This window comes from Rossellomorea sp. SC111 (assembly GCF_024733565.1).
Lineage (GTDB): Bacteria > Bacillota > Bacilli > Bacillales > Bacillaceae_B > Rossellomorea.
The window spans coordinates 66146-78965 of record NZ_JANIOC010000003.1 but is presented as its reverse complement, the minus strand read 5'-3'; the positions used below and the strand labels follow the sequence as shown (position 1 = coordinate 78965).

Here is a 12820-nt window from a genome sequence, read left to right as displayed (position 1 = left end):
CAGAAGGATCATGACGACAGAAAGTAAAATAGTGAAATTTTTTTAAGAAATTTTCGAAATTATGTGTAAAGGTATTTAACTAGGGTAAACATCAAAGGTAGTAGGGGACTATTAGCATTGATACCTGTTTCAATTTCTAACTATTCTTTACGAATGCACACAACTTTAAGAATGAAAGTCACTGTTTCTTAGCTTGATTTTCGAAACAATCCACGTCATTTCTAAAGAATTTTTAAAAGGGTAGTGAGGTAATGTGTATTACAGTTACAGGACTTGTCGGAAAGAAAATAAGGCAGCATAGAAGAGCAAAAGAAATCACCATACAAGAATTAAGTCGCAAATGTGGATTAACGGTCAATTATATTTCGTTGATTGAAAAGGGAGAGGCGAACCCTTCTTTGAACAAGCTGTTTGCGATCGTATGCTCTTTGGAGATCCAATGGGAAGACATCATGCCGACTTGTGAAGAACACCAGGACATCTACAATCATACGATTCTTTAATGAACTAATTTTCTCTTTTTAATTTCTTGTTCAATCAGCATGATGAATTCAATGCTGAGTTTTAACTGTTTTGCTTTTGTATAGGCATCGATAAGGGCTTTGTCACTCAGGAGTTTAATAAGATCTCACCTCGATCATTTTCAAAAACGTATGTAAAATGTGTGATGCTGTAGACTCCAAAAGAGAGAAAGCCTTTTTTTGGTGTGTATGTATTTTAGTTAGGCCCTGGTTACAACTATAATGAATATAATTACAACTATATTTGTAATTATATAAAATTATTCGCTGATGTGCAAACATTAAGTTAGTTAATGGATCTAATTATGTTACCTTGTATATTTTTTAGGGTAGATTGTATCAAATATCTTGTACACTTCTTCCATCACTAAAAATCAGACGACCCTGTCGTCTGATTGGATACATATTACCTTTTATTCTGCGCACTTTGCCCTGTGTGCCAATCGGCTTGAAGCGGCAGCTGCAATGGCACCAACGATATCATCAAGGAAGGTATGGCACATGCCTGACGATTTATCATTCAATCTCTCCAGGATCCCCGGTTTTTGCTTATCGATATATCCGTAGTTCGTGAATCCGATCGAACCATACACATTTACAATCGAAAAGGCCAGGATTTCATCCACACCGTATAACCCCTCATCTACTTCAACAATCGCCTGCAAAGGTTCCGCAAGCATCTTTTTCTCAGCTAATATATCAAGTTGAATGCCTGTAAGTATGGCGTTCTGCACTTCACGCTTCGTCAATACGCGTTCAACGTTATAGACACATTCCTTCAATTCAAGATCAGGATGATATTTCTGTTGAAGGTACATGACTAATTGAGCAATATCTTCTATTTCCACTCCTCTTTCATGCAGCCATTTCCGTGCGGTTCTCTCTAATAAATCCATTGATTCTTTATCCTTCATCTTATTCACCTTTTTCCTTGAAAGATTATAAAACCCCTAATTCGATTAGACGAAGCCTTGTTTTACTCATATGATACCCAATTGAAAAATAGACATAATAATAGCTTCTGTTCTCATTCTTGCCCATCCCTGGATTTGGATATTCACATAACTGGAGAAATGATGATCCCCGGGAGCACATTTAGCACATGAATGATGAAAAAGAACGGTCATTAAAGATAGGAGAGGTCGGTATGTCTCAAGAGATTCTAATAAACCACTTTGGGTTGCATCCTGAGCGGGCATTCTTCGATGGAATGATGGATCGATATATGGTCGGGGGATTAGTATATAGTATTGTGGGTGTATCGAATATGGAACAGGAAACCCTGGTGGAACTTTATAAATTGGCAGAGCACCTGAAAAGCTCCGGGGACCGGCATGTGTCGACCTTTGTCCAGAGCCAAGAGGGGAAATTCCTTGTGGTGGAGAAGGATAAAGATTATGTCGTCCTTCGAAATGAGGGAATCGAGTCCCCACCAAATCATAAACTCGGCAGAAAGCTAAGTAAATTCCATTTCAGGGGACGGACCTTCGAAGAGAAAGTGGAGAAGATAAATCGCATGGGTCAGTGGAAAAGTCTGTGGGAAAAGAGGATGGCTCAATTGGAAAAGGCCTTTTACCAGGTCATTCAGGACCAGCCCGCTGACGAGTTTGAACGCCGGTTTGTAGAGAGTTATCCTTATTATAGTGCGCTTTCAGAAAATGCGATTCAATACTTGGTCGATACGGAGCTTGATGAAGACCCGAAGGCAGAGGACGCCGGAACGATTTGTCATGAACGGTTTCTAGAGTCAACATGGGGGACCGAAATGTGCATACATTTTCCGTTTCAATGGGTATTCGATCACTCTAGCAGGGACATAGCAGAATGGGTGAGGGAACGATACTTCATGAGGAGCCAAACCTTCCATCCTGAGCTTCAGGAATTCCTGAAAGAGTATGAATCGATTACACCCCTTTCCCCTTTTTCATGGAGGTTGGTGTATTCCCGGCTATTGTTTCCCCTCCATTATTTCGAATGCATCGAAGAGTATTACATTTCCCAATCAGAACAGGAGAAAAAGACAGTCGAGGAAAAACTGGAACGCTATTTGAAGAATTCCCATCAATACGAAGCGTTCCTGTCAGACTTTTACCATATGTCCGAAGTGCCGGTGAAAAAATGGGGAATTCCCCTCATAGCGTGGCTGTAAACCAATCTCCTAAGATAGGATATGCCTTCCCTTTTATGCTAAACTGAAGAAAATAAAAGTGAAGGCGGGGGATGTATGTGAAGCCATTCATCTATATTACGAGGAAACTTCCTGAGACCGTTGTAGACCCATTAAAAAGAGAGTTCGAGGTGGAGATGTGGGAACGGGAGGATGCCTCCGTGCCGAGGGACATCCTTCTGGATAAAGCAGAGAAAGCGTCTGCTTTACTTACCATGCTATCGGACAAGATCGATCGGGAACTCTTACAGAATGCCACCTCTTTAAAAGTTGTGGCAAACCTTGCAGTAGGCTATGACAATATCGATCTTGAAGCGGCAAAAGAAAAGGGTGTCACGATCACCAATACACCGGATGTATTGACGGAAACGACGGCGGATTTAACCTTCGCCCTCCTGATGGCAACAGCGCGACGAATCGTAGAAGCAGACCGGTACATTAAAGAAGGAAAGTGGAAAAGCTGGTCGCCTCTTCTCCTTGCCGGTATGGATATTCATCACAAAACGATGGGGATCGTCGGGATGGGAAGTATCGGGGAAGCGGTGGCGAGAAGGGCGAAAGGATTTGATATGGAAGTGCTGTACCATAACCGTTCCCGTAAATCCGAAGCGGAAGAGACCCTCGGAGTCCGGTATGTGTCATTTGATGATCTTCTTGCCCAGTCGGATTTCGTGGTCGTCCTGGCACCTTTAAACAAGGAAACAGAGGGGATGTTCCAGGAAGATCAATTCAGTAAAATGAAGGATACAGCGATCTTCATCAATGCAGCGCGTGGAGCCATCGTCAATGAATCGGCCCTCGAGCAGGCGTTGAAGAGGGGGGAGATCGCGGGAGCAGGACTGGATGTATTCGAAACCGAACCGATAAGCGAAGATCATCCTCTCCTGCAATTGGATCAAGTCGTCGCCCTCCCCCATATCGGAAGCTCCTCTAGTGACACCCGTTATGACATGATGAGCCTGTGTGTAGAGAACATACTTGCCGTCCTTAAAGGAGACAACCCCAAAACAGCAGTGAAGTAAAAGAAAAAGATCCTGAATCCAATAAAGGATTCAGGAACTGAGGTTCAAGCTCGATTAGAATACTTGCTCTACTTCAACGATACCAGGAACTTCTTCAACCAATGCGCGTTCGATTCCTGCTTTTAATGTGATGGTTGAACTTGGGCAGCTTCCGCAAGCACCAAGAAGGCGCAATTTCACAATGCCATCTTCAACGTCTACAAGTTCACAATCTCCACCATCGCGAAGTAGGAACGGACGTAATTTATCTAATACTTCCTGAACGGGTGCAATCATTTCGTTTTCAGCCATAATTATCTACTCCTTTCCTTACTATCTATTATAATGACATATTCGCAAAAAATCTATCAACCTGCAAATGATTGGGCATTTCTTTTTTAAGAAATGTTTCCCATTCCGTTCCGTTTCCAGAAAGAAAATGGTTCCAACCTTCCTGCTTTTTTTGTAAAATAAACAAAAGAGGGGAACAAGGGGGAGGATCATATGGAACGTAAGCCAGTTGAACTTTACGTGTACGGGGCAGAAATACTCTGTCCAAGCTGCGTGAACTTACCATCATCGAAAGAAACGTACGAATGGCTGGAGGCTGCAGTGAGCCGGAAATACCCAAATCAGCCATTTGTCATTAAATATGTGGATATCCACAATCCGCCGGAAGAAGAATCGGTGAAACAGTTTGCCTCAAGGGTAGTGGAAGAAGATATGTTCTACCCGGTGGTCTTGTTGGATGGCAAAATTGTCGGAGAAGGAAATCCCCGTCTGAAGACGATTTACTGTGAACTTGAGAAGTATGGATATAAAGCGGTTTAAGCGCGGAGGAAGCCCATTTCATTTAATGAAATGGGCTTTATTTATGTGTAGGGTGAGGCGAATGAATTGATGCAGCACCTCCCTTATCTTATACTGATTGAGAATACTGACTAGTCAGTTAACTAAAGGGGGAAGATGATGAATTCGTTCGATACAATATTTCAGTCCAACTTTAAAAGGGGAGCCTTCCCATTCTATTCCCACTTAAGAAATACAGATCCGGTGTTTGCCGCATGGGAAAACGGGGGGCATACGACGTGGATCGTGTCAGGGTATGAAGATGTGTTAGAGCTACTAAAGACACAATCTTTTATCAAAGATCAATCAAAAGTATTTTCGGATTCTGGGAGAAGTAACGATTTGCCATTGGAGACAAGGGTATTTCAGCACATGATGCTCGATGTCGATCCACCTGACCATACTCGGCTGAGAAAACTTGTACAACCCTATTTCAATCCTAAGAGGATACAGGAGCTTTCACCCAGGATCGAGGTCATCGCCGATCAACTCATTGATGAGATGAAGGCCCAAGAAGGCTCCGTAGATCTGATTGATGAGTTTGCCTTTCCGCTTCCGATCATCGTCATATCGGAACTTCTTGGTGTCCCGTCAGAAGATCGTGAAAAGTTCAGGCGCTGGTCCAACACCATCGTGTCGGCATCAGACAATATGAACACTGGTTTCCAGGAAGAGATGAAGGAATTTATTAACTATTTGACGCTTCTGTTTGCAGAGAAGAAGAAAAGCCCTAAGGAAGATTTGATTTCCAATATGATCTTGCATGAGGAAGAAGGGGAGCAGTTAACGGAAGATGAACTATATTCAATGATTGTTCTTCTCATCATTGCGGGGCATGAAACAACGGTCAACCTGATCGGGAATGGAATATATGCGCTCTTTGAACATCCGGATCAATTAGAGAAGCTGAGGATGGATCACTCTTTGATTGAGACGGCCATTGAAGAGTCACTTCGTTTCTATAGTCCGGTTGATTTCTCTACCGCACGGTGGTCTGATGACGACATCGATTTCAAGGGGAAACGCATCAAGAGAGGAGACGTGGTACTTGCCTCGATCTCATCTGCCAACCGTGATGAAAGGAAATTTGATTGTGCGGATACTTTTGATGTGACTCGGAAACCCAATCAGCATATGGCCTTTGGATATGGAATTCATTTCTGTCTGGGAGCACCCCTTGCAAGACTAGAGGGGAAAATAGCCTTTGAAAAACTGCTCAGCGCATTTCCCTCCATGTCCATGACGGGGAAGCACGATGAGTCCAATTGGAGGGATATGTTCCTGCTTAGGGGCCTTAAGGATTTGTATGTGGAATTGAATGGATGAGTGATGATTAGAATAAGGACATAATAAAACCCCTACTGTTGAAAAGTAGGGGTTCTTTTATCAACCATTATGATATTTATACATCCACAATACACCGGATTTCAACAAACGGGCGACGCGTCCTGTAATGGAGCGCTCGTTTACCAGTCCGAAACCATGTTTCTTTCCGAGGGAGCCAAGGATTCCCTTCAGCTTGATCTTTGGTAACTCTGACGGAAGCTCTTCATTATTCCAACGCTTCAGCAAGATGGTTACGATTTGTTCAGCCTGTCCTTCAGCAAGTTGTGCACTCGGGGCTTGAGGAAGGCTTGCGCAGTCACCGACTACATACACATTCTCATCCTGAGGCAGATTATGATACTTTGTCAGGACGACGCGACCGCTTGCATCCTTCTCCACATCCATATCGCGAACGACCTTGCTCGGTTGAATCCCGGCAGTCCAAACAATGGCATCACAGAAAATCTGTTCTTCATGGTTATGCAGTGTATTTGGTTCCACTCTTGTAATATTGGAATTGTTCACGATTTCTACGCCGTTTTCGTCAAACCAACCGTGAACGTAAGAGCTCAGACGTTCAGGAAAGGCATTGAGAATACGTGGCCCACGGTCAAATAATTTAATTTTCAAATCAGAACGGCTTTCCCTAAGCTCACTGGCAAGTTCAATCCCGCTCAAGCCGGCGCCGACGATCCCGACAATCGAACCCGCTGGAAGATTACAAAGCGTTTGGTAAGTCTTACGTGACCTTTCAATCGTCTGAATCGAAAACGTATGTTCATCTGCGCCGGGTACATTATGATATTTATCCTCGCACCCAAGACCGATGACAAGATCATCATAAGGTACGGGATCCTGATCTTTCATACGAACGAGTTTATTCTCCATGTCCACGTCTGAGATATCTCCGTATACATAGGATAACCGGTCATGTTCCGGGAAGGACACGCGTACATGTTGATCTGAAATCGTCCCTGCAGCAAGTGCATAGTATTCTGTCTTCAGACAGTGATAAGGATTTCTGTCAATCAGGGTAATCGATACATCTTCAGGTAATTGGTTGGGTAATAAGCGAAGAAGGACGCGCATGTTGCCATATCCTCCGCCAAGCAGCACTAATTGTTTCATGAAAATTTCCCCTTTTTGCACTCTACATTATTGTTGAAATAGTGTGTTTGAATATAATTTATATCCCGGTTTAAATAGGGACAGGGTTTAAAGGACAGTCGCGCCGAAGCGGGTCCTGGTAAAGTAAGCATTTTCAATGTGAAGCATAATTCGAGTGAATTCTACATAAATAAACCTATTAACATTAAAAGTATATCGAAATAAAGGTGTTTTCACAACAGAAATAAGCGAAAATGTTCACAATCTGTTATACCATTACATGGAATGCAAATCATTGACGATAATGATAAAAAAAGGTAGCATAACTAAGAGTAGTGAGGTGATGGAATTGAAACCTATTATTGAATTTTGTATAAGCAATCTTGCTAGTGGTGCGCAAAAAGCGCTTGAGATATTAGAAAGAGACCCGAACCTTGATGTCATTGAGTACGGTTGCCTGGGATACTGCGGAAAATGTGCCCAAGCGTTTTATGCTCTCGTCAATGGGGAGGTTGTAACAGGTGACACGCCTGAAGAACTGGTGGATGAGATCTATCAATTCCTTGAAGACAACCCGATGTTCTAAACAAAAGCCGGCCCTGACCGGCTTATTTTTTTTGTGGATTGAAAATATGCGTTGGTCCACCGCTGTTGATTTCCGTGCAAGACTTCGCTTTCCTCGGGCGTTCGGCTAGCCTCCTCGTCGCTTTCGCTCCTGCGGGGTCTTACCTATTCCGCTTTTCCCGTAGGAGTCTTCGTCTTGCACTCCAATCAACAGCTGGAACCGTCTACATACGCTTCCCTACAAAAACAAAAAATCCGAATGATCATTTCAATTAAGAAATTCAAATGATCATTCGGATTTTTTTTGACTGGAATACTTTTGTTCCATCCTCTTTTACAAAGGTCTTCTCGCAGAAATTGTGTTCCTCCAGCGGAAATCAACCAACACTCGCTACATTAAATATCAACCTTACACAAACTTCATTTCTTTATAGATTTCCCGGATTTCATACCAGCGCTCTCTGGCCATTTCAATGATTTTTGGTTCGGTGGAGAGGTGCTGCTTACTGATGACTTTAGAAAGGTAGGCTGCCGCTTCCTCGATCTTATCCTGCCTCCTCAGTAATTCAGCGATGATATACAGAAGCTTCGTCTCGGACATCAAAGAACCTGAAGCACCATCTGTCACATAGGCATCGATGTATTCATGTGCAGCCAAATTAATGAAGCGTCTTTCCTGTTCTTTATCAGCCATCTTTCGATAAAGCCAGGCTGTTCGAAGGTATAATCCTGCTATGGTCACTTTTTTCTCCTTCTTGATCAGGGCACAGTAGGCGGCCAGTTTATACGTATTGACGGCCTCTTCATATGATCTGATTTTCCCGTAATCCTGAGGCTGCCAGTGCAGACTGATTTTCTTTTCAAGCTCTGCCTTAAGAACAGGAGGTATGTATGCTGTAAAATCATCGGTATACGAAAAACCGCACTGCGGACAGACGGATACGTTATAAAGCAAAGGATTCACTTCATCTGACTGGTACAGGGGACAAAAGTCACTATCATACCCGGTGACCTTCACAAATCGGGACCGGATCCTTGTCGTACTATATGAATGTTTACACGATAGACACTGGGTTTTCTTATCATAAAATGGGGTCACCACCGTCATGAATCTCACCTCATAATCGGGACTATTTACCTCATTATACCTTGAAGTTGGTGAAGGGAACCAGTGTTTTTTATGTATTGTGAGTAAAAAGTTGTGTTTAATGAGAATATTCGTATAATTTCCTTTCCAATCATTCACCAAAGCCCCATCGGTTGAGTAGTAAAATAGAAAGGAGTATACTAAGTAGTAAGAAATGAAAAGGTTGGGGGTGTAATGAATGAGTGAAGTTGTCATTCTAACAGAAGCCGCTGCCCTTCAGATTAAAGATATGATGAAGGAACATGACGAAACAGATGCCATGTTACGTGTAGCGGTAAAAGGGGGAGGCTGCAGCGGCCTTTCTTACGGTATGGGATTTGAACATGAGCTTCAAGATGGAGATGCAACGACAGAGCAGCATGGAATCAAGCTTGTCGTAGCAAAAAATGATGCTGCCATCCTGAACGGTACGAAAATAGATTATAAGCAGTCCATGATGGGCGGCGGATTCACCATCGACAATCCAAACGCCATCGCTTCATGCGGGTGCGGATCATCGTTTGTAACGGCGACGAATAAGGGTACGCCGGAGAATTGCTAAACATAAAAGGGACGGACCTCAATTTGTGAGGTCCGTCCCTTTTTCAATTTTAATGAATATTTTTCAGCGCTTCTTCTACAGGAGTGTCACCGCTCAAGATTTCGAATACTTTATGATTGGTTTCTTCGATGGTTAAAGAGTCCACAAGCACTTTCGCCACATCTGCACGGGAAATCTCACGGCTTTTATCCGTAATGCTTGTAGCCGCTTCAATCTTTCCTGTTGAATCATCGAAAGAAAGGGATCCAGGGCGGACGATGGTGTAATTTAAGCCGCTTTCTTTCAAGTGGGCATCCGCTGCACCCTTGGCTTTTAAGTAGAACTGCAATTCATCGGGTCCGCTTGAAGGGTTATCGGCCCCCATGGAACTGAGCATCACAAAACGCTCAATGCCCATCTTCTTGGCATAATCGACTGCTTTCTTAGCACCCTCCTGGTCGATGGCTAACGTCTTATCGTCTCCTGTCGATCCACCACTGCCGGCTGCAAAAATGACGGCATTCACATTTTCAAGGGCATACGAGAAATCCTGTTCAAGGTCGGCAACAATCGGTCTTGCTCCCAAGTCTTCCATTTCCTTCGCCTGTTCTGTTTTTCGGATCATGGCTCTCACGAAATGCTGACTGCTATTTGAAAGTTCTTTCACTATATGGCGGCCTGTGTTGCCGTTTGCTCCGATAACTAACACATTCATTTTACACATCATCCTTTATCTGAAAATTTTTGTCCTACTATTAGTCTACCCATTCATGGTGAAAATAAACAAAGGCGTGGGTGCGGATAAAATGAAGGACATGATGAAGAGGAGTCGATCTTCTATAAATGAGAAAAAGGTTCAGGAATCGATATCCTGAACCTTGCAAATGGAATTAATCGGTAAACATGGACGTACTGTGCATTGGCTGTACCCGTGCCTTGGGATCCATATAGGCCTTCGCGTTATTCACCGCTGTCGGTGCCTCCCCGAATCCGCTGGCGATAAGCTTGACTTTACCATCATACGTACTGATATCACCGGCAGCATAAATGCCAGGGATATTCGTTTCCATTCGGGAATTGACCACGATTGAGTTCTTTTCAATCTCAAGACCCCAATCTTTGATCGGACCGAGGGAGGAGACAAATCCGAAATTTACAATTAACTCATCAAGGTCGATGATTTCCTTTTCATCGCCTTTCGTTTCCTCCAATACGAGCTGATTGATCTTCTCCTCATCAACGACCAGCTCAGATGGGACGTATGGTGTTTTCAATTCAACCTTGGAGTTGTGTAAATTCTCTACGCTGTGTTCATGAGCCCTGAATTTATCCCGTCTATGTACGAGATAAACTTTTTCTGCGATCGGCTCAAGCATAAGAGCCCAGTCAACAGCAGAGTCTCCGCCACCGCAAATGACCACTTTCTTATCTCTGAAATGCTCCAGGTTATCAACAAAATAATGAAGGTTTTTCCCTTCAAACCCGGATGCGTGCTCAAGTTCCAGGCGGCGTGGCTGGAAGGCGCCGTTTCCTGCCGTGATGATGATCGTTCTTGAGAAATGAACTTCTTTATCGGTGGTGAGCTTGAACATACCGTCAGCCTGTTTTTCTACACCTTCTACGGCCTGCTCCAAACAAATGGTCGTTTCGAATTTCGCCATTTGCTCTTTTAAATTATTGACCAGGTCCTGGGCCTTCACTTTAGGAAAACCGGCAACGTCATATATGTATTTCTCAGGATATAGAGTAGCAAGCTGCCCCCCGAGTTGTGGTAAACTTTCGATGATCTTAACTGATGCTTTTCTCATGCCGCCATAGAACGCTGTAAACAGCCCGGTTGGACCGCCGCCTATGATCGTAATATCATACACTTTTTGATCTTCCTTCAACTGGATCCCTCCAACAATTAAGATGTATTTCGTATTCATTTATTCTAACATACCGGTCTCGATTCTTCACAATAATCGGCATATTAGTGGGAATAATCAGACTTTTATCCGAGTGGTTGTAAGACGTTTCGGGTAGAAAGAGTTTCTAACTTTTGTGTACTATTATTTAAATATTCATAAGTTTTCAATTTACGATATACATCTTGAAAATACATCACAAAAAGAATATTATGTAATGTAGACATATTGTTAAGGATTTATGACAATTTTCGCATAGCTATGAAGTAGTTCGTGAAAAAGGTCACATACTTTTGTTCTCATATTTTTTATACACTATTTCCTTCTTCAATGGGGAAAAAACATCGCGTTTGATTTGTTTTAGTTTCCTTTTAATAGGGAAAAAGATAATAGCATCATATTGAACGGGATAAAAACGCATAATGTGGAGGACTCTAAGAGTATCCAAAGCAAATTTATCAAAAAAAGGTGGATGTGATTCAGTTGAGAAAGCCAAGAATCGTTGTATTAGGTGCAGGTTATGGTGGATTAATGACGGTAACCCGTCTTCAAAAGCAACTCGGAACAAATGAAGCAGAAATTATTTTAATTAATAAGAACGATTATCACTATGAAACCACTTGGTTACACGAAGCTTCCGCAGGTACGCTTCATCACGATCGTGTGCGCTACGACGTGAAGGATGTTGTCAACACGAGCAAAGTGAACTTCCTGCAAGCGACTGTTGAAGATATCAAGGTGGAAGAGAAGAAAGTCATCACGGGTGAAGGCGAAGTAGAATTCGACTACCTGGTCGTTGCACTGGGTGCAGAATCAGAAACATTCGGAATCCAAGGCCTTCATGAGCATGCATTCATGATTTCAAACATCAACTCTGCCCGTCAAATCCGTGAGCACATTGAATTGCAATTTGCTACGTATAAGAACGAGGGAGAATTGAACGATGAACGCTTGACCATCGTTGTAGGTGGAGCAGGCTTCACCGGTATCGAATTCCTTGGGGAACTTGGTAACCGTGTTCCTGAGCTTTGTCATGAATATGATATCGACCGTAAGAAAGTGCGCATCGTATGTGTGGAAGCTGCGCCAATGATCCTTCCTGGATTCGATCCGGAGCTAGTGAAATACGCCCGTGCAAAGCTTGAGAAAAAAGGCGTGGAATTCCATATCGGAACTCCATTAAAGGAAGCAAAAGCAGACAGCGTTCTAATCGCTAAAGGTGAAGATGAAGTCGAAGAAATCAAAGCCAGTACGATTGTATGGGCTGCAGGTGTCCGCGGTAACTCCATCATCGAAAGAGCTGGAATCGAAAACATGCGTGCCCGCGTAAAAATCAACAGAGATCTTCGCGCACCAGGTCACGACAACATCTTCATCATCGGTGACTGCTCACTGATGATTAATGAAGAAACGGATCGCCCGTATCCACCGACTGCACAAATCGCCATGCAACAAGGTGAAGTATGTGCCCGCAACATCGCTTCTTTACTGCAAGGTAAAGAGGAGCTGGAATTATTTACTCCAGACATCAAAGGTACAGTATGTTCCCTCGGTGAAGATGATGCAATTGGTGTTGTTTACGGCAAGAAGATCACAGGTACAAAGGCTTCCTTCATGAAGAAGGTTGTCGACAACCGTGCTCTTTACATGGTCGGTGGACCATCACTAGTGTTTAAAAAAGGGAAATTCAAGTTCTTTTAAGTCTTGAATG

Annotated in this window: 15 protein-coding genes; 8 read left to right on the top strand and 7 right to left on the bottom strand. The window is 43.1% G+C overall.

Features of this window, described 5'->3' with window-relative positions:
• Positions 1-251 precede the first annotated feature (251 nt).
• On the top strand, positions 252-503 hold the full coding sequence (locus NQ095_RS04410; RefSeq protein ID WP_258262282.1) for a helix-turn-helix domain-containing protein: 252 nt from the start codon (positions 252-254) through the stop codon (positions 501-503).
• Here the strand turns inward: NQ095_RS04410 and sda are convergent.
• Positions 500-613, bottom strand: a complete 114-nt coding sequence (gene sda / locus NQ095_RS04405; protein WP_375162813.1) for a sporulation histidine kinase inhibitor Sda — start codon at positions 611-613, stop codon at positions 500-502. The genes NQ095_RS04410 and sda overlap by 4 nt on opposite strands.
• A gap of 321 nt (positions 614-934) precedes the next feature.
• On the bottom strand, positions 935-1435 hold the full coding sequence (locus NQ095_RS04400; RefSeq protein WP_098439191.1) for a phosphatidylglycerophosphatase A family protein: 501 nt from the start codon (positions 1433-1435) through the stop codon (positions 935-937).
• Positions 1436-1668: 233 nt separating this feature from the next.
• Between NQ095_RS04400 and yutH the strand changes: the two genes are divergently transcribed.
• Both yutH and NQ095_RS04390 read left to right on the top strand, forming a co-directional pair.
• Positions 1669-2670 (top strand): spore coat putative kinase YutH, encoded by a 1002-nt coding sequence (yutH, locus tag NQ095_RS04395; RefSeq protein ID WP_258262281.1) that lies wholly within the window; start codon positions 1669-1671, stop codon positions 2668-2670.
• Positions 2671-2747: 77 nt separating this feature from the next.
• Positions 2748-3710: a 2-hydroxyacid dehydrogenase gene (locus NQ095_RS04390; RefSeq protein WP_258262280.1), complete on the top strand. Its 963-nt coding sequence runs from the start codon at positions 2748-2750 to the stop codon at positions 3708-3710.
• A 54-nt stretch (positions 3711-3764) separates the two neighbouring features.
• Here the strand turns inward: NQ095_RS04390 and NQ095_RS04385 are convergent, their stop codons facing one another.
• Positions 3765-4001 (bottom strand): NifU family protein, encoded by a 237-nt coding sequence (locus NQ095_RS04385; RefSeq protein WP_034763763.1) that lies wholly within the window; start codon positions 3999-4001, stop codon positions 3765-3767.
• 192 nt (positions 4002-4193) lie between these two features.
• Between NQ095_RS04385 and NQ095_RS04380 the strand changes: the two genes are divergently transcribed.
• Complete coding sequence (locus NQ095_RS04380) at positions 4194-4520, top strand: YuzD family protein (RefSeq protein ID WP_258262279.1); 327 nt, start codon at positions 4194-4196, stop codon at positions 4518-4520.
• Positions 4521-4655: 135 nt separating this feature from the next.
• Entirely contained in the window at positions 4656-5864 is a 1209-nt protein-coding gene (locus tag NQ095_RS04375) for a cytochrome P450 family protein (RefSeq protein ID WP_258262278.1), read from the top strand.
• A 60-nt stretch (positions 5865-5924) separates the two neighbouring features.
• Here NQ095_RS04375 and NQ095_RS04370 read toward each other — a convergent pair whose 3' ends face one another.
• On the bottom strand, positions 5925-6992 hold the full coding sequence (locus NQ095_RS04370; protein WP_258262277.1) for an NAD(P)/FAD-dependent oxidoreductase: 1068 nt from the start codon (positions 6990-6992) through the stop codon (positions 5925-5927).
• A 322-nt stretch (positions 6993-7314) separates the two neighbouring features.
• On the opposite strand from NQ095_RS04370, the gene NQ095_RS04365 reads away from it, so the two are divergent.
• Entirely contained in the window at positions 7315-7557 is a 243-nt protein-coding gene (locus tag NQ095_RS04365; protein WP_258262276.1) for a YuzB family protein, read from the top strand.
• A 387-nt stretch (positions 7558-7944) separates the two neighbouring features.
• On the opposite strand, the gene NQ095_RS04360 is transcribed toward NQ095_RS04365, so the two are convergent.
• Positions 7945-8643 carry a DUF2225 domain-containing protein gene (locus tag NQ095_RS04360; RefSeq protein ID WP_258262275.1) on the bottom strand — a complete coding sequence of 233 codons (699 nt, stop codon included), beginning with the start codon at positions 8641-8643 and terminating at the stop codon, positions 7945-7947.
• A gap of 217 nt (positions 8644-8860) precedes the next feature.
• On the opposite strand from NQ095_RS04360, the gene NQ095_RS04355 reads away from it, so the two are divergent.
• Positions 8861-9223 carry a HesB/IscA family protein gene (locus NQ095_RS04355; protein ID WP_258262273.1) on the top strand — a complete coding sequence of 121 codons (363 nt, stop codon included), beginning with the start codon at positions 8861-8863 and terminating at the stop codon, positions 9221-9223.
• 49 nt (positions 9224-9272) lie between these two features.
• Here NQ095_RS04355 and NQ095_RS04350 read toward each other — a convergent pair whose 3' ends face one another.
• Positions 9273-9917 carry an SDR family oxidoreductase gene (locus NQ095_RS04350; protein ID WP_258262272.1) on the bottom strand — a complete coding sequence of 215 codons (645 nt, stop codon included), beginning with the start codon at positions 9915-9917 and terminating at the stop codon, positions 9273-9275.
• A 175-nt stretch (positions 9918-10092) separates the two neighbouring features.
• Positions 10093-11091 carry an NAD(P)/FAD-dependent oxidoreductase gene (locus NQ095_RS04345; protein ID WP_258262271.1) on the bottom strand — a complete coding sequence of 333 codons (999 nt, stop codon included), beginning with the start codon at positions 11089-11091 and terminating at the stop codon, positions 10093-10095.
• Between the two features lie 501 nt (positions 11092-11592).
• On the opposite strand from NQ095_RS04345, the gene NQ095_RS04340 reads away from it, so the two are divergent.
• Positions 11593-12810 (top strand): NAD(P)/FAD-dependent oxidoreductase, encoded by a 1218-nt coding sequence (locus NQ095_RS04340; RefSeq protein WP_258262270.1) that lies wholly within the window; start codon positions 11593-11595, stop codon positions 12808-12810.
• Positions 12811-12820 lie beyond the last annotated feature (10 nt).

Coding starts and splice junctions, on each gene's coding strand:
- NQ095_RS04410 (WP_258262282.1), top strand. CDS start 252: ATGTGTATTACAGTTACAGGACTTGTCGGAAAGAAAATAAGGCAGCAT.
- NQ095_RS04400 (WP_098439191.1), bottom strand. CDS start 1,435: ATGAAGGATAAAGAATCAATGGATTTATTAGAGAGAACCGCACGGAAA.
- yutH (WP_258262281.1), top strand. CDS start 1,669: ATGTCTCAAGAGATTCTAATAAACCACTTTGGGTTGCATCCTGAGCGG.
- NQ095_RS04385 (WP_034763763.1), bottom strand. CDS start 4,001: ATGGCTGAAAACGAAATGATTGCACCCGTTCAGGAAGTATTAGATAAA.
- NQ095_RS04380 (WP_258262279.1), top strand. CDS start 4,194: ATGGAACGTAAGCCAGTTGAACTTTACGTGTACGGGGCAGAAATACTC.
- NQ095_RS04375 (WP_258262278.1), top strand. CDS start 4,656: ATGATGAATTCGTTCGATACAATATTTCAGTCCAACTTTAAAAGGGGA.
- NQ095_RS04370 (WP_258262277.1), bottom strand. CDS start 6,992: ATGAAACAATTAGTGCTGCTTGGCGGAGGATATGGCAACATGCGCGTC.
- NQ095_RS04365 (WP_258262276.1), top strand. CDS start 7,315: ATGGAATTGAAACCTATTATTGAATTTTGTATAAGCAATCTTGCTAGT.
- NQ095_RS04360 (WP_258262275.1), bottom strand. CDS start 8,643: ATGACGGTGGTGACCCCATTTTATGATAAGAAAACCCAGTGTCTATCG.
- NQ095_RS04355 (WP_258262273.1), top strand. CDS start 8,861: ATGAGTGAAGTTGTCATTCTAACAGAAGCCGCTGCCCTTCAGATTAAA.
- NQ095_RS04350 (WP_258262272.1), bottom strand. CDS start 9,917: ATGAATGTGTTAGTTATCGGAGCAAACGGCAACACAGGCCGCCATATA.